This window comes from Ideonella paludis, from assembly GCF_018069865.1.
In the GTDB taxonomy this organism is placed as follows: Bacteria; Pseudomonadota; Gammaproteobacteria; order Burkholderiales; family Burkholderiaceae_C; genus Ideonella; species Ideonella paludis.
The window spans coordinates 471054-494995 of the sequence record NZ_JAGQDG010000001.1; the positions used below are offsets into that span (position 1 = coordinate 471054).

General features: G+C 66.1%; 29 protein-coding genes. 18 read left to right on the forward strand and 11 right to left on the reverse strand.

Annotated features, from left to right (window positions below; genetic code table 11):
• Positions 1-134 precede the first annotated feature (134 nt).
• The 17 genes from KAK11_RS02070 to KAK11_RS02150 all read left to right on the forward strand — a co-directional run bounded on the left by KAK11_RS02070 (position 135) and on the right by KAK11_RS02150 (position 15463).
• Positions 135-1265, forward strand: a complete 1131-nt coding sequence (locus KAK11_RS02070) for an NAD(P) transhydrogenase subunit alpha (protein WP_210805646.1) — start codon at positions 135-137, stop codon at positions 1263-1265.
• 37 nt (positions 1266-1302) lie between these two features.
• The gene (locus KAK11_RS02075; protein ID WP_210805648.1) at positions 1303-1635 is read left to right on the forward strand and encodes an NAD(P) transhydrogenase subunit alpha part 2; all 333 of its coding nucleotides are present in this window, start codon (positions 1303-1305) and stop codon (positions 1633-1635) included.
• The gene (locus KAK11_RS02080) at positions 1635-3056 is read left to right on the forward strand and encodes an NAD(P)(+) transhydrogenase (Re/Si-specific) subunit beta (protein ID WP_210805650.1); all 1422 of its coding nucleotides are present in this window, start codon (positions 1635-1637) and stop codon (positions 3054-3056) included. The genes KAK11_RS02075 and KAK11_RS02080 overlap by 1 nt, the downstream gene beginning before the upstream one ends.
• A gap of 40 nt (positions 3057-3096) precedes the next feature.
• Positions 3097-4122, forward strand: coding sequence for a DUF1176 domain-containing protein (locus KAK11_RS02085; RefSeq protein WP_210805652.1), 1026 nt, complete (start codon positions 3097-3099; stop codon positions 4120-4122).
• Complete coding sequence (locus tag KAK11_RS02090; RefSeq protein ID WP_210805654.1) at positions 4122-4868, forward strand: 5'-methylthioadenosine/adenosylhomocysteine nucleosidase; 747 nt, start codon at positions 4122-4124, stop codon at positions 4866-4868. Before KAK11_RS02085 ends, KAK11_RS02090 begins: the two co-directional genes overlap by 1 nt.
• A 98-nt stretch (positions 4869-4966) precedes the next feature.
• Positions 4967-6649 (forward strand): long-chain-fatty-acid--CoA ligase, encoded by a 1683-nt coding sequence (locus KAK11_RS02095; RefSeq protein WP_210805656.1) that lies wholly within the window; start codon positions 4967-4969, stop codon positions 6647-6649.
• Between the two features lie 110 nt (positions 6650-6759).
• A complete protein-coding gene (locus tag KAK11_RS02100; RefSeq protein ID WP_210805658.1) occupies positions 6760-7248 on the forward strand; it encodes a hypothetical protein in 489 nt (162 codons plus the stop codon).
• 15 nt (positions 7249-7263) lie between these two features.
• Positions 7264-8007 (forward strand): 16S rRNA (uracil(1498)-N(3))-methyltransferase, encoded by a 744-nt coding sequence (locus KAK11_RS02105; protein ID WP_210805660.1) that lies wholly within the window; start codon positions 7264-7266, stop codon positions 8005-8007.
• A gap of 206 nt (positions 8008-8213) precedes the next feature.
• Complete coding sequence (locus tag KAK11_RS02110) at positions 8214-8624, forward strand: YidB family protein (protein WP_210805662.1); 411 nt, start codon at positions 8214-8216, stop codon at positions 8622-8624.
• A gap of 199 nt (positions 8625-8823) precedes the next feature.
• Positions 8824-9999: an amine dehydrogenase large subunit gene (locus KAK11_RS02115; protein ID WP_210805664.1), complete on the forward strand. Its 1176-nt coding sequence runs from the start codon at positions 8824-8826 to the stop codon at positions 9997-9999.
• Positions 9999-10541: a MauE/DoxX family redox-associated membrane protein gene (locus tag KAK11_RS02120; protein WP_210805666.1), complete on the forward strand. Its 543-nt coding sequence runs from the start codon at positions 9999-10001 to the stop codon at positions 10539-10541. The genes KAK11_RS02115 and KAK11_RS02120 overlap by 1 nt, the downstream gene beginning before the upstream one ends.
• Positions 10541-11137 (forward strand): methylamine dehydrogenase accessory protein MauD, encoded by a 597-nt coding sequence (gene mauD, locus KAK11_RS02125; RefSeq protein WP_210805668.1) that lies wholly within the window; start codon positions 10541-10543, stop codon positions 11135-11137. Before KAK11_RS02120 ends, mauD begins: the two co-directional genes overlap by 1 nt.
• A gap of 10 nt (positions 11138-11147) precedes the next feature.
• Positions 11148-11702: a methylamine dehydrogenase light chain gene (locus KAK11_RS02130; protein WP_210805670.1), complete on the forward strand. Its 555-nt coding sequence runs from the start codon at positions 11148-11150 to the stop codon at positions 11700-11702.
• Positions 11699-12127 carry a c-type cytochrome gene (locus KAK11_RS02135; RefSeq protein WP_210805672.1) on the forward strand — a complete coding sequence of 143 codons (429 nt, stop codon included), beginning with the start codon at positions 11699-11701 and terminating at the stop codon, positions 12125-12127. The genes KAK11_RS02130 and KAK11_RS02135 overlap by 4 nt, the downstream gene beginning before the upstream one ends.
• An 11-nt stretch (positions 12128-12138) precedes the next feature.
• Positions 12139-12657 (forward strand): c-type cytochrome, encoded by a 519-nt coding sequence (locus KAK11_RS02140; protein ID WP_210805674.1) that lies wholly within the window; start codon positions 12139-12141, stop codon positions 12655-12657.
• A 75-nt stretch (positions 12658-12732) separates the two neighbouring features.
• Positions 12733-13710 (forward strand): AraC family transcriptional regulator, encoded by a 978-nt coding sequence (locus tag KAK11_RS02145; protein WP_210805676.1) that lies wholly within the window; start codon positions 12733-12735, stop codon positions 13708-13710.
• Positions 13711-13765: 55 nt separating this feature from the next.
• A complete protein-coding gene (locus KAK11_RS02150; RefSeq protein WP_210805678.1) occupies positions 13766-15463 on the forward strand; it encodes an AMP-binding protein in 1698 nt (565 codons plus the stop codon).
• A 3-nt stretch (positions 15464-15466) separates the two neighbouring features.
• On the opposite strand, the gene KAK11_RS02155 is transcribed toward KAK11_RS02150, so the two are convergent.
• From KAK11_RS02155 to KAK11_RS02195, 9 genes are all read right to left on the reverse strand, one after another.
• A complete protein-coding gene (locus KAK11_RS02155) occupies positions 15467-15937 on the reverse strand; it encodes a DUF6622 family protein (protein ID WP_210805680.1) in 471 nt (156 codons plus the stop codon).
• Positions 15938-16077: 140 nt separating this feature from the next.
• A complete protein-coding gene (locus tag KAK11_RS02160) occupies positions 16078-16530 on the reverse strand; it encodes a DUF4124 domain-containing protein (protein WP_210805682.1) in 453 nt (150 codons plus the stop codon).
• A 104-nt stretch (positions 16531-16634) separates the two neighbouring features.
• Complete coding sequence (locus KAK11_RS02165; RefSeq protein WP_210805684.1) at positions 16635-17039, reverse strand: hypothetical protein; 405 nt, start codon at positions 17037-17039, stop codon at positions 16635-16637.
• The gene (locus KAK11_RS02170) at positions 17029-17790 is read right to left on the reverse strand and encodes an alpha/beta hydrolase (RefSeq protein ID WP_246498224.1); all 762 of its coding nucleotides are present in this window, start codon (positions 17788-17790) and stop codon (positions 17029-17031) included. Before KAK11_RS02170 ends, KAK11_RS02165 begins: the two co-directional genes overlap by 11 nt.
• A complete protein-coding gene (locus KAK11_RS02175) occupies positions 17790-18188 on the reverse strand; it encodes a hypothetical protein (protein WP_210805688.1) in 399 nt (132 codons plus the stop codon). The genes KAK11_RS02170 and KAK11_RS02175 overlap by 1 nt, the downstream gene beginning before the upstream one ends.
• Positions 18185-18760, reverse strand: coding sequence for a hypothetical protein (locus KAK11_RS02180; RefSeq protein ID WP_210805690.1), 576 nt, complete (start codon positions 18758-18760; stop codon positions 18185-18187). Before KAK11_RS02180 ends, KAK11_RS02175 begins: the two co-directional genes overlap by 4 nt.
• A 61-nt stretch (positions 18761-18821) precedes the next feature.
• The gene (locus KAK11_RS02185; protein ID WP_210805692.1) at positions 18822-19346 is read right to left on the reverse strand and encodes a hypothetical protein; all 525 of its coding nucleotides are present in this window, start codon (positions 19344-19346) and stop codon (positions 18822-18824) included.
• 51 nt (positions 19347-19397) lie between these two features.
• On the reverse strand, positions 19398-20351 hold the full coding sequence (locus KAK11_RS02190; protein WP_210805694.1) for a cation diffusion facilitator family transporter: 954 nt from the start codon (positions 20349-20351) through the stop codon (positions 19398-19400).
• A 63-nt stretch (positions 20352-20414) separates the two neighbouring features.
• On the reverse strand, positions 20415-20939 hold the full coding sequence (locus KAK11_RS02195) for an isochorismatase family protein (RefSeq protein ID WP_210805696.1): 525 nt from the start codon (positions 20937-20939) through the stop codon (positions 20415-20417).
• A 117-nt stretch (positions 20940-21056) separates the two neighbouring features.
• Between KAK11_RS02195 and KAK11_RS02200 the strand changes: the two genes are divergently transcribed.
• The gene (locus tag KAK11_RS02200; RefSeq protein WP_210805698.1) at positions 21057-22073 is read left to right on the forward strand and encodes a GlxA family transcriptional regulator; all 1017 of its coding nucleotides are present in this window, start codon (positions 21057-21059) and stop codon (positions 22071-22073) included.
• Here the strand turns inward: KAK11_RS02200 and KAK11_RS02205 are convergent.
• Positions 22010-22612, reverse strand: coding sequence for a GNAT family N-acetyltransferase (locus KAK11_RS02205; RefSeq protein ID WP_210805700.1), 603 nt, complete (start codon positions 22610-22612; stop codon positions 22010-22012). The genes KAK11_RS02200 and KAK11_RS02205 overlap by 64 nt on opposite strands.
• Positions 22609-23886, reverse strand: a complete 1278-nt coding sequence (locus tag KAK11_RS02210) for an MFS transporter (RefSeq protein ID WP_310737728.1) — start codon at positions 23884-23886, stop codon at positions 22609-22611. Before KAK11_RS02210 ends, KAK11_RS02205 begins: the two co-directional genes overlap by 4 nt.
• Positions 23887-23942 lie beyond the last annotated feature (56 nt).

Consider the following 23942-nt stretch of genomic DNA (forward strand, 5'->3'; position numbering starts at 1 on the left):
ACGCTGAATGCAGCCCCCGCGCAACGCGACCGGGCACGTTGCCTGCTTTACCAGGCTTTGCAGTTAAGCTTTGTCGAGCATCGGCGCAAGCTGATACAGGCCACCCGGCCCGATGTACCAAGAGGAGACAGTTCATGCTGATAGGTGTTCCGCTGGAGACAGCGGCGGGCGAGACGCGCGTTGCCGTCACCCCAGAGACCGCGAAGAAGTATGTGGCTCAGGGCCACACGGTTCAGGTGCAATCCGGTGCGGGTGTCGCGGCCAGCATCACCGATGCGGCTTTTGAAGCCGTCGGCGCCACCATCGTTGATCGCAACGCCGCACTCGGCGCCGAGCTGGTGCTCAAGGTCCAGCGGCCGTCCGCCGACGAGCTGGCGCTGATGAAGCCGGGCGCGGTGCTGGTGGGCATGCTCAATCCCTTTGATAAAGACGGTTTGAGCCAGATGGCGAACGCCGGCTTGACCAGCTTTGCCCTGGAAGCCGCCCCCCGCACCACCCGCGCGCAAAGCATGGACGTGCTGTCCAGCCAGGCCAATATTGCCGGTTACAAGGCCGTCATCATGGCGGCCGACCGCTATCAAAAATTCTTCCCCATGCTGATGACGGCAGCGGGCACGGTCAAAGCCGCGCGCGTGGTCATCCTGGGCGTGGGCGTGGCCGGCTTGCAGGCCATCGCCACGGCCAAGCGCCTGGGTGCGGTGATTGAGGCCTCGGACGTTCGCCCCTCCGTCAAGGAGCAGGTCGAGTCTTTGGGCGCCAAGTTCATCGACGTGCCCTACGAGACCGCCGAAGAAAAAGAAGCCGCCGAAGGCGTGGGCGGCTATGCCCGCCCCATGCCGCAGAGCTGGCTGGACCGCCAAAAGGTGGAAGTCGCCAAGCGCGTGGCCGCCGCCGATGTGGTCATCAGTACCGCACTGATCCCCGGCCGCGCCGCGCCGGTGCTGGTCACCGAGGACATGGTCAAAGCCATGAAGCCGGGCTCGGTCATCATCGACATTGCTGCGGGCAAAGGCCCGAATGGCCACGACGGCAACTGCCCGCTGACCGAAGCCGGCAAGACCGTGACCAAGCATGGCGTGCACATCGTGGGCGAGACCAACTTGCCCGCCTTGGTGGCCGCTGACGCCTCGGCCCTTTACGCCCGCAATGTGCTGGACTTCCTCAAGCTGGTATTGACCAAGGACGCCCGCTTTGAGATGCCCACCGACGACGACATCGTGACCGCTTGCCTGATGACGCAAGCCGGCCAAGTCAAGCGCACCTGATTCACCGCAGACCGCGCCCAAGACCGAGGAGACCGATATGGATGCTGTATCCCCCACCCTGATCAACCTGATCATTTTTGTGCTGGCCATCTACGTGGGCTACCACGTGGTCTGGACCGTGACCCCCGCCCTGCACACCCCGCTGATGGCCGTGACCAACGCCATCTCCGCCATCGTCATCATCGGCGCCATGCTGGCCGCCGCGCTGACCGAAACCACCTTTGCGCGCACCTTTGGCGTGCTGGCGGTGGCCCTGGCCGCTGTCAATGTGTTCGGGGGGTTTCTGGTGACCCGCCGCATGCTGGAGATGTTCAAGAAGAAAGACAAAAAGCCCGCCGCTGACAAAGCCAACGGGACAGGAGCCGCATGATGTCCATGAACCTTGTTGTCCTGCTGTACCTCATCGCGAGCGTCTGCTTCATCCAGGCCTTGAAAGGCCTGTCCCATCCCACCACCTCCATCCGCGGCAATGTGTTTGGCATGGTCGGCATGACCATTGCCGTGCTCACCACCACCGCCTTGATCATCAAGCTCTCGGGCAGCGCCAGCGGCCTGGTCTGGGTGCTGCTGGGCTTGGTCGTGGGCGGTGGCGCTGGCGCCGTGATGGCCCAGCGCGTGGAGATGACCAAGATGCCCGAACTCGTGGCCTTCATGCACAGCATGATTGGCTTGGCGGCGGTCTTCATCGCCGTGGCAGCCGTGGCTGAGCCTTGGGCCTTCCAGATCTCGCCCAAGGGCGGGGAGATCCCCGGTGGCAACCGCATTGAACTGGCGCTGGGTGCCTTCATTGGCGCGGTGACCTTCTCGGGCTCGGTGATCGCCTTTGGCAAGCTCAGCGGCAAGTACAAGTTCCGCCTGTTCCAGGGCGCGCCGGTGGTCTTTGCCGGCCAGCACAAGCTCAATGCTGCACTGGGCCTGGCCTCGCTGTTCTTCATCTTCGGCTTTTGGCACTCGCAAAGCCCGATGGACTTCGCGCTGATCTGCGCCCTCGGTTTTGTGATGGGCGTGCTCATCATCATCCCGATTGGCGGTGCCGACATGCCGGTGGTGGTGTCCATGCTCAACAGCTATTCGGGCTGGGCGGCGGCGGGCATTGGCTTCTCGCTGAACAACAGCATGCTGATCATTGCCGGCTCGCTGGTGGGCAGCTCGGGCGCCATCCTGAGCTACATCATGTGCAAGGCCATGAATCGCAGCTTCTTCAACGTCATCTTGGGCGGCTTTGGCGGTGATGCCACGGCGGCCACGGGTGGCGCTCAGCAGCAGCGCAGCGTTAAAAGCGGCAGCGCCGACGATGCCGCCTTCATCCTGGGCAATGCCGAAACCGTGGTCATCGTCCCCGGCTACGGCCTGGCCGTGGCCCGTGCCCAGCATGCGGTCAAGGAGCTGGCCGAGAAGCTCACGCACAAGGGCATCACCGTCAAGTACGCCATCCACCCGGTGGCGGGCCGCATGCCCGGCCACATGAATGTGCTGCTGGCCGAAGCCGAAGTGCCTTATGACCAAGTCTTCGAGATGGAAGACATCAACGGCGAGTTCGGGCAGGCGGATGTGGCCATCATCTTGGGCGCCAATGACGTGGTCAACCCGGCTGCGCTGACCAAGGGCAGCCCCATCTACGGCATGCCCATCTTGGAGGCCTACAAGGCCAAGACCATCATCGTCAACAAGCGCTCCATGGCAGCGGGCTACGCCGGCCTGGACAACGAGCTGTTCTACATGGACAAGACCATGATGGTGTTTGGCGACGCCAAGAAGGTGGTCGAGGACATGGTCAAGGCCGTCGAGTAAACGCGGCAGAAGAGGGGCGCGCCGATGGCATCATCGGCGCATGACCTCTTCACTGTTCACGATGCGCCCTGTGGCGGCCCTGGCCTTGCTGGCCAGCGCCACCGGCGCCCAGGCCCAGCTCGCTTGGGCCCACGGCGACTGGCAACTGGTGTGTGACAACACCCGCACCTGCCGCGCCGCCGGTTACACCACCGAGTCCGCCACGCTTCGATCCACGGTGCTGATTGAGCGCACCGCAGGCCCTGGCACGCCGCTGAGCCTGAGTTGGAAGGTGGAGGTGGGGGAGTCCGCCGCCGAGGAAATCCGCCCGCCCGTGCAGCTCAAGGCCGGTGCGCTGAGCCTCAAGGCCAGCCAGCCCACGCTGGGTGCGGAAGACTCGGCCAAGCTGGTGGCCGCCATGCTCAATGCGCCACACCTGGGCTTCGAGAAAGCGGGCAGCCGCTGGCGCCTGCCCCTGAGCGGCCTCAAGGCCGTGATGCTGAAAATGGACGAAGCCCAGGGCCGGCTGGACACGCCGGGCGCCACGGTGCGTAAGGGCAGCCGCGCCGAAGCCGAAGTGCCGCCCGCCTTGCCCGCGCCGCGGCCGCGTGTGCTGGCCGCACTGAGCGCCCAAGCCGCGGACGCGAGCACGCTCCCACTGATGTGGGCCGCCGTGCGTGAGCGGGGCTGCTGGGAGAGCCTGCCCGACAGCGAAAGCCCCAGCCGAGCCGCCGAGCGCCTGGACAGCCGCACCTGGCTCTTGGTGCGCGAATGCTCGCGCGGCGCCTACCAAGGCGGGTCCATGGCCTGGTTGGTGTCCACGACACCGCCCTATCGGCCCAAGCCGGTCAGCTTTCCGACCAGCCAGAAGGGCGAAACCCTGAATGAGCTGGTGAACTTGGAGATAGGTCATGGCCTGATCAGCAGCGCGGCCAAAGGCCGGGGCGTGGGGGACTGCTGGTCCAGCGCCGAATGGGGCTGGACGGGTGAGCGCTTTGAGCTGCTGAGCGAAAGCAGCACCGGGCTGTGCCGCGGGTTTGCGGGTGGCGCGTGGGAGCTGCCCACTTATGTGACGGAGCGACGCTGATGTTGGCCATTGTCTCGGCCATGCCGCCGGAGTTGGCCGCCCTCAAGGCCTTGATGCCGACCGACCAGATCACCACCGTGGCCGGGCGCCGCTTTCACCAAGGCCAGCTCGCCGGGCAAGACGTGGTGCTGGCGCTCACCGGCATTGGCAAGGTGGCGGCAGCGGCCACAGCGGCTGTGCTGTGCCAGCACTTTCAGGCCAGCGCCTTGCTGTTCACCGGCGTGGCGGGCGGCCTGGGGGCCGGCGTGAAGGTGGGTGATGTGGTGGTGGCCGACGCCCTGCTGCAGCATGACCTGGATGTCTCCCCGCTGTTCCCGCGCTGGGTGGTGCCAGGCGCGGGCAAAGACCGCTTCGCCCCGGACCCGCACTGGAGCGAACGCCTGCGGCAGGCCGCAGCCGCTGTGCTGGCCCAGCCCGAGCCTGAGCTGGCGCAAGGCTTGGCCGCCTTTGGCTTGCACGCGCCACAGTGCCATCAGGGCTTGATCATCAGTGGCGACCGCTTTGTCTCCACCACGGCAGAGAGCCAAGCCTTGCGCGCCGTGTTGCCCGACGCACTGGCGGTGGAGATGGAGGGGGCGGCAGTGGCCCAGGTCTGTGCCGACTTCGACCGTCCCTTCGCCGTACTGCGCACCGTATCCGACCGGGCGGATGACCACGCCCACGTGGACTTTGAGCGCTTTTTGGCCGATGTGGCGGCCGAGATGGCCCGCGATATCGTGCTGAAAGCCTTGCGCACCCCGGCTTGACCCTTAGGGGCATTCCCCCAAAACCCGCTATCGAATCCCCTGATGCTGACGGCCCGCCGCAGCAGGGAGAATCGCGCTTCCGTTCTCGGAGAGGATCCATGGAAAAGATTTGGCTGAAGCAATATCCCGATGGCGTGCCGGCAGAGGTGCAGACAGATGTCTACCCCTCTTTGGTGGCCTTGTTGGAAGAGAGCTTCCGCAAGCATCAGGGCCTGCCGGCTTACCGGTTCATGGGCAAGGCCTTCAACTTTGAGCTGATCGACGACCTGTCGCGCGCCTTTGCGGCCTATCTGCAAAGCCTGGGCTTGGTCAAGGGTGATCGGGTGGCGGTGATGCTGCCCAATGTGCCGCAGTACCCAGTGGCGGTGGCAGGCATCCTGCGGGCCGGCTTGGTGGTGGTGAACGTCAACCCGCTCTACACCCCCCGCGAGCTGGAGCATCAGCTCAAGGACTCGGGTGCCAAGGCCATCGTGATCCTGGAGAACTTTGCCACCACGCTGCAGCAAGTGGCCGACGCCGTGCCCACCAAGCATGTGGTGCTGGCCGCCATGGGCGACCTGATGGGCTTCCTCAAGGGCGCGATCATCAACCACGTGGTGCGCAAGGTCAAAAAGATGGTGCCGGCCTACACGCTGGCCGCACCGGTGCGCTTCAACGACGCCATCTCGCTCGGCCGCCGCAAGCCCTTCACCGCGCCGGTGGTCGGCGCCGACGACATCGCCGTGCTGCAGTACACCGGTGGCACCACCGGCGTCAGCAAGGGCGCAGTGCTGCTGCACCGCAACCTGGTGGCCAATGTCCTGCAGTCTGAAGCCTGGTATCAGCCAGCGCTGAAAAAAATCCCCAAGGGCGAGCAGATCACCACCATCTGCGCCCTGCCGATCTATCACATCTTCGGCTTTAACACGAACATGATGCTGGGCCTGCGCATGGGCGGCTGCAACATCCTGATCGCCAACCCGCGCGACCTGCCGGCCTTGTTCAAAGAGCTGAGCCGCGAGCGCTTCCACAGCCTGCCGGCGGTGAACACCTTGTTCAACGCCATGGCCAACCACCCCGACTTTGACAAAGTGGACTGGAGCCACCTGAAGATCTCCGTGGGCGGTGGCATGGCCGTGCAGCAAGCCACCGCGCGTCTGTGGCTGGAGAAGACCGGCTGCCCCATCTGCGAAGGCTATGGCCTCTCAGAGACCTCGCCCGTGGCCTCGTGCAACCGGGTGGACACCGACGCCTACAGCGGCACCATCGGCATCCCCGTCTCCAACACCGAGATGAAGCTGCTGGACGATGACGGCAACGCAGTGCCCATGGGCCAAGCCGGCGAGATCGCCATCAAAGGCCCGCAGGTGATGGCCGGCTATTGGCAGCGCCCGGACGAAACCGCCAAGGTCATGACGGCCGACGGCTTCTTCCGCACCGGCGACATTGGCGTGATGGACGAGCGCGGCTTCTTCAAGATCGTCGACCGCAAGAAAGACATGATCCTGGTCTCCGGCTTCAATGTGTACCCCAATGAAGTCGAAGACGTGCTCACCCAATTGCCCGGTGTGCTGGAGTGCGCCGCCGTGGGCGTGCCCGACGACAAAGCCGGCGAGGCCGTGAAGGTGGTCATCGTCAAGAAAGACCCGGCGCTGACCGAGCAAGACGTGCGCGCCTGGTGCGAAGCCAACCTGACCGGCTACAAGCGGCCCAAGGTGGTGGAGTTCCGTGCGGACTTGCCCAAGACGCCGGTCGGCAAGGTGCTGCGCCGGGAGCTGCGCGACAAGCCCAGCGCTCGGTAATCCGGCAACGTGCCCCCCGCGGGCACACTGGCGCGGTGAGAGCCGCGCCACCCAGGGGGCTCAGCCCCCCAATGGCGATGCTGCTGCGCTGGCTGTATTGAGGGCGCTTGATGATTGAAGTTGGATTGTCCGCGCGCTATGTGCGCACCGCCGCAGGCCAAGCCGAGATTGGCGGGCGAACCCTGGGCCTGTCTCGGGCCGCGCGCAATTTGCTGTTGGTCATCAATGCCAGCAAGACAGCCCAGGAATGGCTGCAAGCGCTGCAGGGGGTGAGCAGTGAAGACTTGGCCTATCTGCTGGAATTGGGCCTGCTGGCCCCTGACGCGACGCCGTCCGCCCCGGTTGTCAGCCCTGAACAAATGGCTTGGCAGGCCCTGAGCAAACGCATCGATGCCGCCACTTACGACCAGCTCTACACCGCCTTGACGGCCCAAGCCAAGGCGCAACTGGGCGTGATGAAGGGCTACCGCCTTGTGCTGGAGCTGGAGAAGGCCGACGGCGTGGAGGGCCTGCGCAAACTGGCGCTGCAGTTTGCCTCGGAGGTCAAGGCCAGCCGAGGCATGGGGGCTGTGCAAGAGCTCTACCGTCTGCTGGCCTGAGGCACACTCTCGCCCATGCCGCCTCGTTTGTACCTGGATGCGCCGCTGCAGGACGGCGCTGAACTCACCCTGCCCGCTGACGCCTCGCGCCATATTCAGGTGCTGCGCCTGCAGCCCGGCAATGCAGTGACACTCTTCAATGGCCAGGGCGGTGAATGGACCGCCAGCGTGACCCGCATGGGCCGGCAAGACGTCGATGTCCGCATCGAGGCCCACCAGGCCTGCAGCCGCGAGCTGCCGGTGGCCGTGAGCTTGGCCCTGGGCATGCCCGCCAATGAGCGCATGGATGCATTGATCGAAAAGGCCACCGAATTGGGCGCCGTCGCCGTGCAGCCGCTGCACAGCGCCCGCTCGGTCTTGCGCCTGCAAGGCGAGCGGGCGGAACGCCGCCGCAGCCATTGGCAAGGGGTGGCCCAGGCCGCCGCCGAGCAAAGCGGCAGGACCACCGTGCCCCAGATCACTCCGGTGCAAAACCTTGCCGACTGGCTGGGCAGCCTCAGCCCCGAGGCCGCTGACGGCGAGCGCTGGCTGCTGAGCTTTGCGCCCGACGCACGCCCCCTCTCCGCCTGGGCTGGGCGCCTGCCTCAGCACATCACCTTGCTCAGCGGCCCGGAGGGCGGGCTGGACCCCAAAGAAGAGGCGCTGGCTCGCAGCCGCGGCTTTGTGCCGCTGAGCCTGGGCCCGCGCGTGCTGCGTGCCGACACTGCCCCGCTGGCTACCCTGGCCGGTATCTCCGTACTCTGCACAGTGAATCTGTGACCTCGGCCCTCTGGGTTGAGGCGGCTTGTGGGTGCAGTCTCAACGCGGGCCTGAATTTCTGTCGCCCACGCTCCTCACCTGTGACGTGATTGCGACGCCCGCTCTCAGCAATGCACGATCAGACCCTCATCATCCCCCGCGCCAAGCCCTGCTCAGGCATGCTGCGAGCCTTCGCTGTCACACGTTACTTTTGAGGGAGAGCTGCCATGGGATTGCTGGATTCTGTTGTCGGGATGTTGGGCCAAGGTGGTCAAGGTGGCGGTCAAGCTGCATTGATCAATGTCGTCACCACCTTGCTGAGCCAAGGCGGGCAAGGCGGCGGCTTGGCCGGCCTGGTGCAACAGTTCCAGCAAGGCGGCTTGGGCGACGTGGTCTCGTCCTGGGTGTCTACAGGTCAGAATCTGCCGATCTCCGCTGAACAGTTGCAATCGGTGCTGGGCGGCCACAGCGCCCTGGCCGGTGTGGCCGAGCAAACTGGGCTCAGCCAAGGCGACCTGATGGGCCAGCTCTCGCAACTGCTGCCGCAAGTCATCGACCAAATGACCCCCAATGGTCAGCTGCCTCCGGCAGGCGCTCAGCCTGACTTGGGCAGCCTGCTGGGCTCCTTGCTGAAGTGACGCTCACCGGGGGTTTCTCGGTCGTTGCAGCAGATGTTCCTTCTGCCGCCCACGCTCCGAGTACGGGGAGACCCCAGGGCCGGTTTGCCGAATCGTGATAGTCGGCGTCGGCGCACTTTCCCAGAATCGACTCCCATGATGCTGATGAGGCCGCGCACGCTCTGCGTTTGGCTCATCTTGGCATCGCGAGGAGAGCTCTATGCATTCTGCGACGGTGCGTCCACCCCTGCTGCTGGGCCTTTGTCTGGCCTGCGGCCTAACCCTGGCGGCGCCAGCCAAAACCCCGCCCCCTGAGCTGCCGGCCGAGACCTTGGGCGTCGGCACCCTGGCTGGCACCTCTGCGGCCCGCGTCTATGTGGCCGACGTGGCCATCAGCCATATCTCCGACGGCCGCATCCGCGTCTTTGACGCCGAGAAGGGCCGCTTTCTGGGCCTGATCTCCACCGGCTACGCGGGCAACTTTGCCGTCAGCCCTGCGGCCAATGAGCTGTATGTGGCCACCAGCTATCTGGCGCGCGGCTCACGGGGTGAGCGCAGCGATGTGCTGGAGGTGCACGACACCCAGACCTTGGGCTTCAAGTACGAAGTCCTGCTGCCCACCAAGCGGGCCCAAGCCCTGAACTACCGAGGCCTGGTCAGCGTCACGGGTAACGGCCAATTTGTGCTGGTGATGAACGCCACACCGGCCACCTCGGTGACAGTGGTCAATCTACAAACCCGCCAAGTCGCCAGCGAGGTGCAAACCCCTGGTTGCTGGGGCAGCATGCCGGCCGCACAAGGCGCGCGCTTCTCCATGCTGTGCGGGGATGGCAAGGTCGCCACGATCACGCTCAATGAGCAAGGACAAGTGGCCGATCGTCAACTCAGCGACAAGCTGTTTGACGCCGACCAAGACGCCTGGTTCCACCATGCCGAGCGGGTGGGTGACCGCTACTGGTTCGTGTCCTTCCAGGGCCAAGTCACAGAGCTGAACCTGGGCGGCCCCGTGGCTCAGCGGACGGGCCAGATCTCCTTGGTCAGTGCCAAGGACAAAAAGAACGGCTGGCGTCCTGGCGGCTACCAAAACTTTGCCGTCGACCCCAGCGGCAGCCGCTTGGTGGCGGCCATGCACAGCAAGGGCGCCGAGGGCTCGCACAAGCGGCCGGCAGAGCAGCTGTGGGTGGTCGACCTGGCCAGCGGCAAGCGTTTGGCCACGCACCCTGGCAAAGGCACGGCCTCGCTGACCTTTTCACGCAATGGCGAGCGCCTGCAGGCGCTGGACGGCATGACCGGCGCGCTGAACGTCTGGCGCGTGGGCGCGGGCGGCAGCCTCAAGCCCTTGACCAGCGTGGCCAAGGCCGGTGAAGCCGCCCTGCACCTTGAGAGTAACGACTGATGGCCACCCCCACTCTGGACGCGGTCGACCCCCTGCTGGTGTGGATCCCCGCCGCGTGGCTGGCTGCCTTGTTCGCCCATGCGGGGCTCAGCAAGCTGCTGGACAGTCCCATGTTCCTACAGCACCTGGGCGCCTATCGAGTGCCAGATCGCGCCCTGGGCCTGCTGCAGCATGGCCTGCCCTTGGCCGAATTGGCGGTGGCGGCCTTATTGCTCTCGCCGTGGCGCTCACTTGGATCATTAGGCGCCGCAGGGCTGCTGGCCACCTATGCCGCGGCGATGGCCACGCATTTGCGCGCGGGGCGTCGGCTCGATTGCGGCTGCGGCGGCGAGCCCTTGCCCCTGAGCTGGGCCCTGGTGGGCCGCAACCTCGGCTTGATGGCGCTGGCGGTGGCTGCCAGCCTCACGCCGGCTGATCGCACCATGACCTTGGCCGACCACGCAGTCACCGCGGCAGCCGTGCTGCTGGGCAGCCTGCTGTGGGCCGCTTTTCACCAAGTGCTGCGCCAGCAGCGCCCGACCCGCTTTGTGGAGAAACACTGATGGACGCTTTGACAATCTCCGTGATCCTGCTGTGGGCCGCCGTGCTGGCCCTGGGGCTGATGCTGTGGGCGCTGTCGCGCCAGGTCGGCGTGCTGTTTGAACGCGTGGCGCCCATGGGCGCCTTGGTCACCGATGCCGGGCCGGCCGTGGGTGCGCCCTCACCCGTGCTGGCCTTGACGGGCTTGCAGTCGGAGCATGTGCCCATCGGCGGCCCACAGGCCCAGCCCACGCTGCTGTTCTTCTTGGCGCCGACCTGCCCGGTGTGCAAAAAGCTGATCCCCATCCTCAAAGCCTTGGCCCGTGATGAAGACAAAGGCCTGCGGGTGGTGTTGGCCAGCGACGGCGATGCCGACCACCTGCAGTTCATCCGCGAGCAGGGGCTGACGCATCTGCCCTATGTGCTGTCCACCGAGCTGGGCATGAGCTACCGGGTCTCGCGCCTTCCTTATGCGGTGCTGATGGACCGCCAAGGCACCGTCACGGCCAAGGGCTTGGTGAACTCCCGCGAGCAGCTTGACAGCCTGCTCAATGCCCAGGACATGGGCACCCCCACCATCCAGCAGTACCTGGGCGACCCTGCCCAGCACGCCCACTGAGGAGCCGCTCATGAACTGGTTACTCTCTTTGATCGACCGCGTCACCGAGCGCCGGGTGCGCCAAACAGCGCATGTGCATGGCCGTCGCAGCTTTGTCACCCGTCTGGGCACAGCCCTGGTGGGTGGGGCCGTTCTGCCCATGCTGCCCTTTGACCGCAGCGGCCAGTTTGGCAGTGCCATGGCGGCGGGCTCCAGCGGCGGCGCCAAGGCCAAAGCCCCGGACAAAAGCCAAGACCCGACCCAGTGCGAGTACTGGCGCTACTGTGCCTTTGATGGCTTTCTGTGCACCTGCTGCGGTGGCTCGCTGACCCAATGCCCGCCGGGCACTGAGGCCTCCAAAGTCAGCTGGGTGGGCACCTGCCTGAACCCTCAGGACGGCCGCCACTACCTGGTCTCTTACAACGACTGCTGCGGCAAGGGCTCGTGCGGCGAGTGCCTGTGCAATAACAACGAACGTGAGCGACCGGGCTACCGCCTGGGCGTGCACAACGACATCAACTGGTGCATGGCCAACACCAGCTCCATGTTTCATTGCACCACCTCCATCATCGTGGGGGCCGCATGAAGCTGGTGGTTGCGCTGCTGCTGTTGACCAGCGGTCTGGCCCAGGCCGCCCCCGAAGGCAGCGCGCTCTATGCGCAGCACTGCGCCACCTGCCATCAGGCGGACGGCAGCGGCACGGTGGGTCTGGCGCCGTCGCTCAAAGGCGAGCATTGGGCGCGGCTGGGGGCCGATCGAAGCTATATGGCGGGGGTGCTTCAGCACGGTCTCTCCGGCCCCATCATGGTCAACGGCCAGCGCTTCATCGGCAGCATGCCGGCCTTTGCGGGCCAGTTGGACGACGCGCAACTGGCTGCTGTGGCCACCCATGTGATGAGCTTGCAAGGCCGCCCTGGCGAGGCCTACACGGCCGCAGAGCTCAAGGCCGCGCGTGACGCCGGTGGCAGCCCGCCGCAGTCGCGCGAGCGCCGCACTCAATTGCTGAAGTAAGGGTGACACCCATGCGCCGCGCTTTGACTCTGTTGGCCTGCGCCCTGATGAGCGGATGGGCAGGGGCCGGTGGTGGCGGCGTGCATGGCGACACCCCAACGGTGACGGGCCGCCAGATCGTGCTGCGCCCCGATGCACCCGCCGTCGCACCGCTGCAAGGCGGCGCCCGAAGCATCTATGTGCTGCACTGTGCCGGCTGCCACGGCATGGATGCCAGTGGCTCCGCGCTGGGCCGAGTGCCCGACATGCGGCGCGTGGGGGACTTCTTGCAACTGCCCGGCGGGCGCGAGTTCATCGTCAAGGTGCCGGGCGTGATGGGCTCCGGCCTGGACGATGCCCAGGTCGCTGCCGTCACCAACTGGGTGCTGGCGACCTTGGCCGCACCCTCCCAGCCGCCCGGCCACCGCGCCTACACGGCGGACGAGATCCAACAAGCCCGCGCCAGCCCACTGCTGGACGTGGCGGCCGAGCGCCAGCGCTTGGTGAGCGAGGCTCGCCGACGCGGTGTGGCCTTGGCCACGGCGCCTTGAGCCCGGGCAAATCTGCATGGTGGAGACGCACGGCGCATTCCACACTGAACGATGCCCCGATGATGGATACAGAGCATGGCCAAGATCGTTGAACACCAGTCCCGCGATGTGGACGACCAAGCCCAGGCCCTGGATGGCTGGCAGCAGCGCTATGAGCAACTCAGTGCTGGGCGCTTTGAGGGCCGCGCGTGGCAACTGGTGATGGATGAGGGCACGCTGCTGCGTGAGCACACCAACCGCCACCTGCGAGAGCAAATCACCCCTCCGCCAGACCACTTGGTGCTGGCCATTCCACTGGCCGTGATGCCGGGCTCGAGCTTTGGCGGGCGGCCGCTGGAGCGTGAGTCGCTGATGGTCTTTGGGCCGGATGAAGAGTACGACCTGGTCTCGGCGGGTGAGCTGGACCTGATCGGCCTGTCCGTGCACCGGGACACGCTGGCGGGGCTGGCCCCCTCCAAAGTGGAATGGCTGGAGCGGGCCCAGCGCGAACGCAATCTGGGCCTCTCCCCGGAAACGGCCAGTGCCATTCGGCAGATGCTGCTGGCGGTCACGAGCCAGACCGAGGAAGAGGGCGCCTTGAGCCGCCTGGAGCACCGGGGGCAAACTGAAGAGTTGCTGACCGCCACCCTGACCCAGACCGTGATCCTGGCCATGCACAGCGAGGAGTTTCACCAGGCGCAGACCATTCCTCGCCGCGCCGACACGCGCCTCAAAGTGGTCAAGCGCGCCATTGACTTCATGCGCCAGCACTTGCAAGAAGAGATCGGCGTGCCCGAAATCTGTGCCGCCGCCTTTGCCAGCCGACGCAGCCTGCAGTACTGCTTTGAAGAGTTCTTGCAAACCACGCCCCAAGCCTATCTGCGGGCTTTGCGCCTGAATGAGGCGCGCCGGGCGCTCAAGCTGCACCAAGACAAGCCCATCACCGCCATTGCCTCCGACTTGGGCTTCTCCAGCGCCAGCCATTTCACCCGGCATTACAAGCTGATGTTTGAAGAGCTGCCCTCCGACACCGTGAAGGCCGTCCACCCGCACGCTGGCCCCATCTTGTTTTGAAGCACCCACGCCTTTGTGCGCCGGGCCACCCACTTTTGTTGACCCCAGCCTCGTCATGAACGACCTTGACCCCCGTCTTCCCTCTGCTGGCCAATCCTGGGTTCGGGGTGTGGCTCTGCAGCCGCTGAGCACCGCCACCATTTTTGACGTGTTGGCCCGCAGTGCCCAGCGCTATCCCCACCGAGATGCCGCCATCTTCAGCCAAGTCGGTTGGCGCTGCACCTGGGTCGAGCTGCTGCAGGAGGTCGAGGCCTGCGCTGCAGGCCTGCAAGCGCTGGGCGTGCGGCAGGGCGACCGGGTCGGGATCTGGGCGCCCAACCGACCAGAGTGGCTGCTGACCCAGTTCGCCACCGCGCGCTTGGGCGCGATCTTGGTCAACATCAACCCGGCTTACCGCCTGGCCGAGCTGGAGTACGCGCTGAACAAGGCCGGGGTCAGCGTGCTGGTCAGCGCCGCGGCCTTCAAGAGCAGCAATTACTTAGGCATGCTGCAAAACCTGGGCGTGGGGCACCCGGAAGCACCGCAGCGCCTGCCCCAGTTGCGGCAGGTCATCCGCATGGGCCATGAAGCCACGGCCGGCATGCTCAATTGGGAGCAAGTGATGGCCCAGGGCCAGCGCGCCCTGGCGGCCGGCCAAGCCTTGCCACCGCTGGAGGCTTTGAACTGCCACCAGGCCATCAACATCCAGTTCACCAGCGGCACCACAGGCGCCCCCAAAGGCGCCACGCTGACCCACCACAACATCGTCAACAACGCCATGGCCGTGGCCGACTGCATGCGCTTCAGCGAGCTGGACCGCCTGTGCATTCCCGTGCCGCTGTACCACTGCTTTGGCATGGTGCTGGCGGTGCTGGCCTGCACCGTGCGCGGCGCCGCCATGGTCTTCCCTGGCGAGGGCTTTGAGCCGCGCGACACCCTGGCGGCCGTGCAAGCCGAGCGCTGCACCGCCTTGCATGGCGTGCCCACCATGTTCATCGCCGAGTTGGACCACCCCGACTTCAGCCAGTTTGATCTGCGCAGCCTGCGCACCGGCATCATGGCGGGCGCGCCCTGCCCCATCGAGGTGATGCGCCGCGTGCAGGCTGAGATGCACATGACCGAGGTGACGATTGCCTATGGCATGACCGAGACCAGCCCGGTGTCCTTCCAGAGCGCCACCGACGACCCGCTGGACAAGCGCGTGACCACCGTGGGCCGGGTGCTGCCCCACCTGGAAGTGAAGATTGTTGACGACCAGGGCCGCATCGTGCCCGTGGGCCAAAAGGGCGAGCTGTGCACCAAGGGCTACTCCGTGATGCAGGGCTATTGGGACGACCCGGAACGCACGGCCGATACGGTGCGCGATGGCTGGATGCACACCGGTGACCTCGCCACGCTGGACGAGCAAGGCTATTGCAATATCGTTGGTCGGGTCAAGGACATGGTGATCCGGGGCGGTGAGAACATCTATCCACGCGAGGTCGAAGAGTTCTTGTTCCGCCACCCCAAAGTGGCTGCGGTGCAGGTCTTTGGCGTGCCCGACGAGCGCTACGGCGAAGAGCTGTGCACCTGGATCATCACCAAACCTGGCGTGGCCTGCACCGAGGACGAGATCCGCGCCTTTTGCCGCGAGAACATCGCCCATTACAAAGTACCGCGCTACATCCGCTTTGTCGATGAGCTGCCCATTACCGTGACGGGCAAGCCGCAGAAGTTTGTGATGCGCGAGTTGATGATGCGCGAGCTGGGCTTGAGCCTGATGGTGACGGCCTGAGCCTCAGCCCCGCGCAAAGCGCCGCACCGCCCAAGCCCGGGCGGCGAAGCTGCCGCTGAGCAGGCCGAAGACGGCGCTGGCCAGCAGCACAAACCACGTGGCGTGCGCAAAGCTGGCGCCCAGGCCATGGGCCATGCCCAGCGCAAACTTGGCCAAGAAGATGCTCAGCAGCAGCGCCATGGGCAACCAGCTACCGGGCACTTGCACCGCGCGGCCTTGGCGCACCAAGCCCTGAGGCGCGACCCAGCGCATCAGCCCCACCAGCGCGGCACTCAGCCCCACGGCCCAGGCCAGGAGAGGGGCCCACTGCATACCAAAGGCGCTGGTCACGCCCCAGGCGGAATAGACCAACAGGCCTGCGGCCACGCTGACCAGGACGGTGGGCTTGACCACGCGCGTGCGCGTCTGGCGCAGGCCGATGGCGATCAGGCCCAACAAGATGGCAAAGACCCAAACGGGGATGTGTGACCACATGGCGCTGTCCTTCAACTCAAGCGACCTCCGTCGCGATGCAGCGCACTGTGCCGGCCTCGGCAGGCACAAGCCAGCGCCTTGCGACCAAGCGTCTGTGCCCGGCGCCAGCAGTCAGCCTGTGGCGCGAGTGTCGGGCTGGCTCACTTGCAGGGCGCGGGCTCGGCCACGGCTTTGCACTTCTCAAAGCCCTCGGCGCTGATCCGGTTGCCCGCGCCACGGTTGGCAGAAAAACAGGCCACGCTCTCGTTGTACTCGCGCCAAGCACGCTCACAGGCCGTGCCACCCGTGGGGCCTTGAGGCTGGCGCGCGTCGGGCGGGATCATCGCGTCTGGCCCGGTGCCGCCCAGCAGGGGGGGCTGATCAGCAATGGCCTTGAGCCGGGCCAGCCGCGCCTGGGCCTCCTGACGCTGAGCCTCCGTCACCGGCTGGACTTTGACCTCTACCGTCTTGGCCGTGGCCACGCTGGGCTTGGGCGGCTTGTCACTGAAATGCACTTTGCCTTGGGCATCCGTCCATTTATAGAGCTCTCCAGCCTGCACGCCGCACAGGGCCAGAGCCAAACCGCACAGCAGCATCGCCTTGGTCATGGACATGTTCTTCACCCTTTCTTTGCGCCACCCCAGTAGGGCGCAGACAGCCCAAGATTGTGCGCTGAGCAGGCCCTCAGTGGGTGTGATTTGCTGACGCAATCCTGCGCTCAGCCGCCGCCCAAACAGCGGATCAAGGCTGAGGCAGGCTGCCCCGATTGGAACAGGATCCAGCCCAGCAGCGCGGTCTCTAACACCAGCACGCCCGCCAGCACCGGGCCCCAGCGCAGCCAGCCCGAAGGCTCGACGCTGTTCACCAAGGGCGTGGGTGGGCTGGGCACCCCGGCGGTGACAGGGATGTGGCCCGAGGGCAAGGCCGTCAAGGTGCTGGGCGGTGGCTTGCGCTCGCGGGCGAGGGCCTCTCCACCGGCCCTCAGTCGGGCCAGCTCTTCGCGGCACTCATCGCACTCGGCCAGATGGGCCTGGGCATGCTTGGCCAACTTGGGCGGGAGGTCGCCCTTGGCGATCTTGGGCAGTGCCGCAAAGCACTTGGCATGCACTTTGTCAAAGTCCATGGGAGGCTCCCAGCAAAGAGGCATAGCGCGGGTGCGCGCCGATGGTGTTGTGGTCGGTGCCGGGCAATTCCTCCCAGCGGGCGAGCCCGGGCTTGAAGGCCTGCATCAGCCCCTGCGCCCGCGCTTTGGGCACCACCACGTCCTGCTCGGCCACCAGCAACAGGGTCGGCACCCGCACCTGCGGCGCATGAGCGGCGGAATCAAACTTGTCTTTGATGAGCCAGCGCGCCGGCAGCCATGGGTAGTGGCCTTGCGCCACCATCGCCATGCTGTCGTAGGGCGTCACCAAGACCAATCTCTCCAGCCTGGGCTCAGCAGCCAAGGCCGCCGCCACTTGCACGGCCACGCCCGAGCCCAGGCTGCGGCCCACCAGGGTAAGTGAGCGGTGGGAGCCCAAGACCTGCTGTGCCAGTGCCAGCGCATCGGCCACCAGGTCGGACTCCGTCGGCTGCCCTTGGCTAGGGCCAAATCCCCGGTAATGCAAGGCATAGATCGCGCGGTCGGGGAAGGCAAGGGCCAAGCTCGGCAAGGTCTGGGCGACATCTTCCGCATTCCCGCCGAAATACACCACCGCCTGGTGCTGTTCTGGCTGGCGCACCGCCGCATGCACCGTGGCCGTGGCGCCCTGAACCCGCACGGTAGGGACCACCACGCCTTGAGGCTGCGGGTGGTAGAGCAAGGCGCGCTGAAACGCCCACACCGCTGCGGCCAGCAGCAGGTAGATCAAGAGCCCGAAGGCGAGCCACTTCATCAACATGCGTATGAGGGCATGAAGCGCAGGGGCTGCGGCGTGAGCAGGCGCCAGTCTCGGCCCGTGATGCTGACCTGGCTGCCGTTCGCAAACTCCAGCGCCAGGGTGCCTTCCGCCACGCCCGCCCAGGGCAGCGCCCAGCCGGTGAGGCGCTGGCCGCCGGCGTGCAGCACGGCACTGCGCAAGCGGCCCAAGCCGTCGCCCAGCACGGCCATGCCTTGGGCATGGGCTTGGTCGACCACCAAGGTCAAGCCCAGCAAGCTGCCGGCCAGCGGCGCCTGGCCGGGCTCCTGCGCCTGCGCGGTGGCGGCCGAAAACACCAGCTGCAAGGCGGCGCCCTGAGGCTCGATGCGCGCCACTTCGCTGTCGGCCAGGTGGATCACGAAGGACGGGCTCATGGTGCTGATCCGGCTGCGGCGGCTGAGGCGGCTGAGGCGGATTGAAAGGGCGCAGAGGGCCAAGCGGCGGCGACCAAGTCCTCTAAAGGCAGGGCGCGGCCCGCCGCCTGGGCCACAGCCTTCCACTCAGGCGGCGCTGGGGCGCGGCGCTGGGGCTCAGGCGCACCGCCCCAACCCAGCTTGAGCGCCACCACCACCGGCCCTCGGCGCACCACAAAGGGCTGCAGCGCGGCCACGGCCGCCACCAAGGCTTGCTGCTGCGCTGCGGGCAAGGGCTGCTGCCCATCCCACCACACCCGAGCCTCAGGCCCGGGCCGCACCACCAGCACCACGAAGCCGGCATTCGGGGCCCACCCGGCCTGCGCGGTGACGCGGGCCACCGCCGCCTCCACCGCTTTGAGGTAGCTGGCCATCGCATCCATGTTCTGCACGCGCTCTTGCATCTGCGCATCGGGCTGCAGCAAGACCAGGCCAAAGCGCTGCACTGCAGGCGCTGTGGCGGTTTGGGCCAGCAGGCTGCGTGGCGCGCCCCAGCAGCAGCAACAAAGGATGAAGAGGGTCAGACAACGCATGGGGCAAGCAGGGCGGCAGAGACCGCTATTGTTGCCCCAAAGCTGGGCGGGCCGCAGGCGCTCAGTGCGCCGTGAGGTTCATCATGCCGATGCGAAACCCGGTGGTGCCGTTGACCCCGGTGAGCCGAATGGCTTTGACGTTACGCACCAGGGGAGATTGGGCGTTGTTGCCATTGAAGATCACATAGATGCCCATGGGCGAATTGATCCAGGAGGACCACTGCGACGCGGTGCTCCAGGCGCCGCTGGCATCTTGCACATCCAGGCGCACCGCGCCGATGAAGTTGCTGCCGTTGTAGCTGTTGGAGCCACTCAGGCTGACGCTCATGCTGCCCAGATCCAGCAGGCCGCCGTTGGCATTGCGCAGCTCGACGCTGGGCTGGCGCACTTCAAAGCCGTTGGGCGAGGGCGCCGACCACGGAAAAGCCGGCTTGAAGCGCAGCGCGAACAGACCATCTGAGGTGGTCTGGGTGCAGGTCTTGAGGGCCGTGCAATTGAGCGGGCCGGCGTCGGTAAAGGTCTCTTGCACCGCCGAGGCGGCCAAGGGTGCAGCCAGCAAGGCAGCCGTCAATACGATGGACTTCATGAACTTCCCTCCTAAAGCCCTATTGGCGCATACCCCCAGGGGAGATTCACCTTAAACCGGTAACGGGGGTGTCACATGATCCCCATCATGTTTCTGCCAGGGGTCCAAGTGGGTCATCAAATTGAGCACGCGGTGGCGCTGCATCACACGGTGGCGGGCCTCCACAGCAATGTCATGGCCAGCCTCAATGGTCAGCTCGGCATCCACCTCCAGGTGGGCATCGACCACGATCATGTCGCCCATCTTGCGGGTGTGCAGGTCATGCACGCCGCGCACGCCGGGGGTCTCCAGCAAAGTGGCACGGATCGCGGCGACCTCTTCGTCATCGGCCGCACGGTCCATCAGGTCGTGCAGCGCGTCCCAGCCGAACTCCCAGCCCATCTTGCCGACCATGAAGCCGACGATCAAGGCCGCCACCGGGTCGAGGATGGGGTAGCCCGCCAGGTTGCCGATCAAACCCAAACCTACCACCAAGGACGAGGCCGCGTCTGAGCGAGCATGCCAAGCATTGGCCACCAACATGCTGGAGCGCACCCGCTTGGCCACAGCCAGCATGTAGCGGAACAGCAATTCCTTGGCCACCAGCGTGCCCCCGGCCACCCACAGTGCCGCGATATGCACGGTCTGGGCCGCCTCGGGGTGCTGCAGCTTCTGCGCGGCCGACCAGACCATGCCCACACCCACCGCCAGCAGCAGGCCGCCCAGCACCAGCGAGGCCGCTGTCTCGTAGCGGTGGTGGCCATAAGGATGGTCCTCGTCGGCGTCCTTCTTGGCATGGTGGCTGGCGAACAGCACCACAAAGTCCGCCACCAAGTCGGACAGCGAGTGGATACCGTCAGCCACCAAGGCTTGCGACTTGGTCATCACGCCGGCGGTGATCTGCACGGCCGTCAGCACCAGGTTCACCCAGACGCTGATCCAGGTGCTGCGCGAGGCCGCTGCTGCGCGCTCGGCCGGGCTGTGCTCGTCGTCTTCGGGTTCGTCAAAAGGCGGGGTGATGTTCATGGCAGGGTCTCATGGCGGCAAACGCTATTAGACCCGCTGCCGATGAAGCCCTGCTGAAAGGCCTCAGCCCAGCGCTTCAGCCACCGTGGCCACCCGCACCCGGGTCGACAGAGCATGCAGCGCAATGGCATGCAGCATCTCGCTGACGGTGGTGCTGGCGTCACCCAAGACCGTGACCTGGGCATAGCCTTCCGCCTGCTTGCTGATGGCCGTGTGGGTGACGCAGTTCTGGGTCATCATGCCGCAGACGATCAACTCGTCCACGCCCAGCTTGTCCAGCGTGGCCTTGAGCGTGGTGCGCTCAAAGCTGTCGGCAAAGTGCTTCACCACCACCGGCGCCTCGGGGGCTGCGGCCAGCACGCGAGGGTGAATCTGTACCCCCGGTGTGTCGGCATTGAAGAAGGGCGACAAACCCGCTGCCGGGTCGGCCACATGCTGCACATGCACCACGGGCACGCCCTTGGCACGGGCAGCGGCAATCGCCGCTTCAACCTGGTCCAGGGTGGCCTCGGTGTTGGCCAGCGCAAAAGCGCCGCCGGGGAAATAGTCGTTCTGCAGGTCGATCACGATCAAAGCGGGGTGGCTCATCCAAAGCTCCAATTCAAAAGGGGTTGCGATGGACGAATTCTTGGCTTCAGGTGCTGGATCAACCAGTGGCCTGAACAACCAACCTCGATAACATCGGGCCAAACTCTCATCGTTGCCATGGCCCCCAACAGCGCCCGCCCCTGCCGCATCGCCGTAGTCGCTTTCGACCGCATCAGCCCCTTTCACCTCTCCGTGCCCTGCGTGGTGTTTGGTGAGGCCTTGCCCGAGCCCGGTCACTTCCAAGTGCAGGTCTGCAGCGCCGACCCCCAGCCCTTGCGCAGCACCGCCGGCTTCGAGATTTCGGGCTTGGCCAGCTTGCGCGCCCTGCAGCAGGCCGACGCCATCATCGTGCCGAGTTGGCGCGATGTGAATGAGCCGCCACCCGCCGCCTTGCTGCGGGCGCTGCGCGCCGCTCATGCCCGCGGCGCCCACATCGTGGGCCTGTGCCTGGGCGCCTATGTGCTGGCCGCGGCCGGCCTGCTGGATGGCCTGCGCGCCACCACCCACTGGAGCGCCGCCGCTGACTTTGCCAAGCGCTTCCCCGCCGTCGACCTCGACCCCGACGTGCTCTACGTGCAGCAAGGCCGCTTGCTCACCTCGGCCGGCACCGCCGCCGGCATCGACTGCTGCTTGCACCTGCTGCGCGAGCGCTTAGGCGCTGAGGTGGCCAACCGCGTGGCCCGCCGCCTGGTGGTGCCGCCGCACCGCCAAGGCGGCCAGGCCCAGTTCATTGAACAGCCGCTGCCGCAAACCGCCAGCGGCCACCGCCTCACCGCGCTGATCGACCATGTGCGTGCGCACTTGGACGCGCCCCACAGCCTCGACAGTCTGGCTCAACACGCCGCCATGAGCCGCCGCAGCCTGACCCGCCACTTCAAAGCCCTGACCGGCACCAGCGTGCTCGACTGGCTGCTGGCCGAACGCTTGAGCCTGGCCCAGCGCCTGCTGGAACAAACCCAGCAACCCATCGAACACATCGCCACCTTGGCCGGCTTTGGCACCGCGCTGTCCTTGCGGCAGCATTTCAGGCAGCGGTTTGGGGTGACGCCGAGTGCGTGGAGGTCAGAGTTTCAAGGGCAGATGGACGGCGTTCCCCAACCCTCTGGACGGTCGCGCGCCACCCGTTCAAGATAGTCCACCAGCGTCGCCCCCTCCGCCAGCGGCTTCACCATCACTCGCAGATCATTCAGCCGCCCGCCGGTGTCCACTGCCTCGCGGCGCCTGACCTCCACATAGCCCATGCGCAGCCAAAAGGCTTCGGCGCGGGCGTTGCCCACCACGGCGCCCAAGCGCATCCAGCAGGCACCACTGCTTTGAGCCCAGGCTTCCAAGGCGCTGTAGAGCGCAGCGGCGACGCCGCGGCCGTGGCATGGCGTTGCCAACCAAAACAAGCTCAGGTGCCACACTTGGGGCGCCAAAAAGTCCGACAGGCCAATGGCTACGCCGATCAGCTCATCTTTGTCGGTATAGAGGCCTAGGCACCAACGGCCCCCGAACGGCATGTCGGGGGGCGGCAACTCGTCAAACTCTTCAGCGGCTTCATCGGGGTTGGCGTTTCGACCATTGACGGTCTGAAAGTACTCAGGGCTGGCGTCGAACAGCGCTTGCAGCGTGGGGATCTCGTCACGCCGCAGTGGGCGGGCCAAGAAGCCTGGGGTGTGGAAGGTGGTCATGATGAAGCCGTCTCAAACGCCTTTGGATATGCCCGCTGATACCAGCCTTCAATCTCGTGGTGCTCCAGCGCCATAAAGGCTTTGTAGCCCGGCACGGCCATCAGCGCCAGCGAGGCCAGCGCACCCATCAGGCCGAAGCTGATGTAGACCGTGGCCACGCTCCATTGCAGCAGGGCGATGCCGGCCAAGGCCGGGCCCAAGGTGGCAGCCAACTTGGTGGTCATCATGGCGCCGGCGGTCATGCGGGCGCGGAAGGCCACGGGCCGTGCCAGCATGCGGTGGGTCATGCCCACCAGCACCATGGCGGCATTGCACAGGCCAGCCACCGCAAAGGCTGGCAGCAGGAGCAGCGGCTCGCTGGCCCAGCCTGCCAGGGCCAAAGCGAGGCCTTGCACCAGGGCCGCGGTGATGCGGGTGGCATAGCGGCCTTGCCAAGCCACCCAGTGCTTGGCCAGCCACAGCGAGCCCAGCAACATGCCCAAAGACAATGAGGCCTCGCACAAGCCCAACCACAGGGCCGACAGGCCCAGCGACTGCACTTTGAGCGGCACCAAGAGCGTAAAGGTCGGAAAGAGGAAGACCCATGAGACGGCGTTGACCAAGGTCCAGCCACGCTCCACCGGCACCGCCCAGTTGGCCCGCACACCGGCGCGCATGTCGGCCCACCATTGCGCGCGCGTGGCGGGCTGTTGGTGCTGCACGCCGCTGGCAGGCAACTGCCGAGCCAAAGCCGCTGCGCTCACCAGCAAGCCGCAATACATCCACAAGGTCAGGGCCGTGCTGGTGGCGGCCAAGACCATGCCGCCTAAAGCCGGGCCGACCATGCGACCCAAGGCCTGAGCGGTTTGCTGGCGCGACAGCGCTTCGGCCATGCGCGTGGGCGGCACCAACTCGGCCACAAAGCTGGCCGAGGCCGGCGCAATCACCGCCATGGCCATCACGGGCACCACCTCAAAGCCCAGCAGCGCCCACAACTGGTAGTGGCCCAGGCTGGCCAAGCTGGCCGTGCCTGCGGCCGCCAGGGCAAAGGCTGCCAAGCCCCAGGCAATGAGCCGCCGCTTTTCATAACGGTCACCCAAGGGCGAGAGCAAAGGAATGGCCAGCAAGGACACCGCCGAGACCACCACGCCATAAGTGGCGAGGTCTGCCGCGCCGCCTTCATGCACGATCCACCACGGAATGACCACCGGCCCCACCATCAGGGCCAGCACCATCAGCGCGTCGCTCCAGAGCAGGCGGGCGAAGGCGGGGCTGAGGTGGGTGTTGAGAGGCACAGGATTGAAACTTGATGGGCGCCTCAGGATAGCTGGATTTGGCCCATGGGCACCTT

Coding starts and splice junctions, on each gene's coding strand:
- KAK11_RS02155 (WP_210805680.1), bottom strand. CDS start 15,937: ATGTGGTCACACATCCCCGTTTGGGTCTTTGCCATCTTGTTGGGCCTG.
- KAK11_RS02170 (WP_246498224.1), bottom strand. CDS start 17,790: ATGAAGTGGCTCGCCTTCGGGCTCTTGATCTACCTGCTGCTGGCCGCA.
- KAK11_RS02190 (WP_210805694.1), bottom strand. CDS start 20,351: ATGAACATCACCCCGCCTTTTGACGAACCCGAAGACGACGAGCACAGC.
- KAK11_RS02140 (WP_210805674.1), top strand. CDS start 12,139: ATGCGCCGCGCTTTGACTCTGTTGGCCTGCGCCCTGATGAGCGGATGG.
- KAK11_RS02100 (WP_210805658.1), top strand. CDS start 6,760: ATGATTGAAGTTGGATTGTCCGCGCGCTATGTGCGCACCGCCGCAGGC.
- KAK11_RS02175 (WP_210805688.1), bottom strand. CDS start 18,188: ATGAGCCCGTCCTTCGTGATCCACCTGGCCGACAGCGAAGTGGCGCGC.
- KAK11_RS02090 (WP_210805654.1), top strand. CDS start 4,122: ATGTTGGCCATTGTCTCGGCCATGCCGCCGGAGTTGGCCGCCCTCAAG.
- KAK11_RS02180 (WP_210805690.1), bottom strand. CDS start 18,760: ATGCGTTGTCTGACCCTCTTCATCCTTTGTTGCTGCTGCTGGGGCGCG.
- KAK11_RS02145 (WP_210805676.1), top strand. CDS start 12,733: ATGGCCAAGATCGTTGAACACCAGTCCCGCGATGTGGACGACCAAGCC.
- KAK11_RS02110 (WP_210805662.1), top strand. CDS start 8,214: ATGGGATTGCTGGATTCTGTTGTCGGGATGTTGGGCCAAGGTGGTCAA.
- KAK11_RS02200 (WP_210805698.1), top strand. CDS start 21,057: ATGGCCCCCAACAGCGCCCGCCCCTGCCGCATCGCCGTAGTCGCTTTC.
- KAK11_RS02085 (WP_210805652.1), top strand. CDS start 3,097: ATGACCTCTTCACTGTTCACGATGCGCCCTGTGGCGGCCCTGGCCTTG.
- KAK11_RS02075 (WP_210805648.1), top strand. CDS start 1,303: ATGGATGCTGTATCCCCCACCCTGATCAACCTGATCATTTTTGTGCTG.
- KAK11_RS02115 (WP_210805664.1), top strand. CDS start 8,824: ATGCATTCTGCGACGGTGCGTCCACCCCTGCTGCTGGGCCTTTGTCTG.
- KAK11_RS02160 (WP_210805682.1), bottom strand. CDS start 16,530: ATGTCCATGACCAAGGCGATGCTGCTGTGCGGTTTGGCTCTGGCCCTG.
- KAK11_RS02070 (WP_210805646.1), top strand. CDS start 135: ATGCTGATAGGTGTTCCGCTGGAGACAGCGGCGGGCGAGACGCGCGTT.
- KAK11_RS02095 (WP_210805656.1), top strand. CDS start 4,967: ATGGAAAAGATTTGGCTGAAGCAATATCCCGATGGCGTGCCGGCAGAG.
- KAK11_RS02135 (WP_210805672.1), top strand. CDS start 11,699: ATGAAGCTGGTGGTTGCGCTGCTGCTGTTGACCAGCGGTCTGGCCCAG.
- KAK11_RS02185 (WP_210805692.1), bottom strand. CDS start 19,346: ATGAAGTCCATCGTATTGACGGCTGCCTTGCTGGCTGCACCCTTGGCC.
- KAK11_RS02150 (WP_210805678.1), top strand. CDS start 13,766: ATGAACGACCTTGACCCCCGTCTTCCCTCTGCTGGCCAATCCTGGGTT.
- KAK11_RS02120 (WP_210805666.1), top strand. CDS start 9,999: ATGGCCACCCCCACTCTGGACGCGGTCGACCCCCTGCTGGTGTGGATC.
- KAK11_RS02080 (WP_210805650.1), top strand. CDS start 1,635: ATGTCCATGAACCTTGTTGTCCTGCTGTACCTCATCGCGAGCGTCTGC.
- KAK11_RS02205 (WP_210805700.1), bottom strand. CDS start 22,612: ATGACCACCTTCCACACCCCAGGCTTCTTGGCCCGCCCACTGCGGCGT.
- KAK11_RS02165 (WP_210805684.1), bottom strand. CDS start 17,039: ATGGACTTTGACAAAGTGCATGCCAAGTGCTTTGCGGCACTGCCCAAG.
- mauD (WP_210805668.1), top strand. CDS start 10,541: ATGGACGCTTTGACAATCTCCGTGATCCTGCTGTGGGCCGCCGTGCTG.
- KAK11_RS02130 (WP_210805670.1), top strand. CDS start 11,148: ATGAACTGGTTACTCTCTTTGATCGACCGCGTCACCGAGCGCCGGGTG.
- KAK11_RS02105 (WP_210805660.1), top strand. CDS start 7,264: ATGCCGCCTCGTTTGTACCTGGATGCGCCGCTGCAGGACGGCGCTGAA.
- KAK11_RS02195 (WP_210805696.1), bottom strand. CDS start 20,939: ATGAGCCACCCCGCTTTGATCGTGATCGACCTGCAGAACGACTATTTC.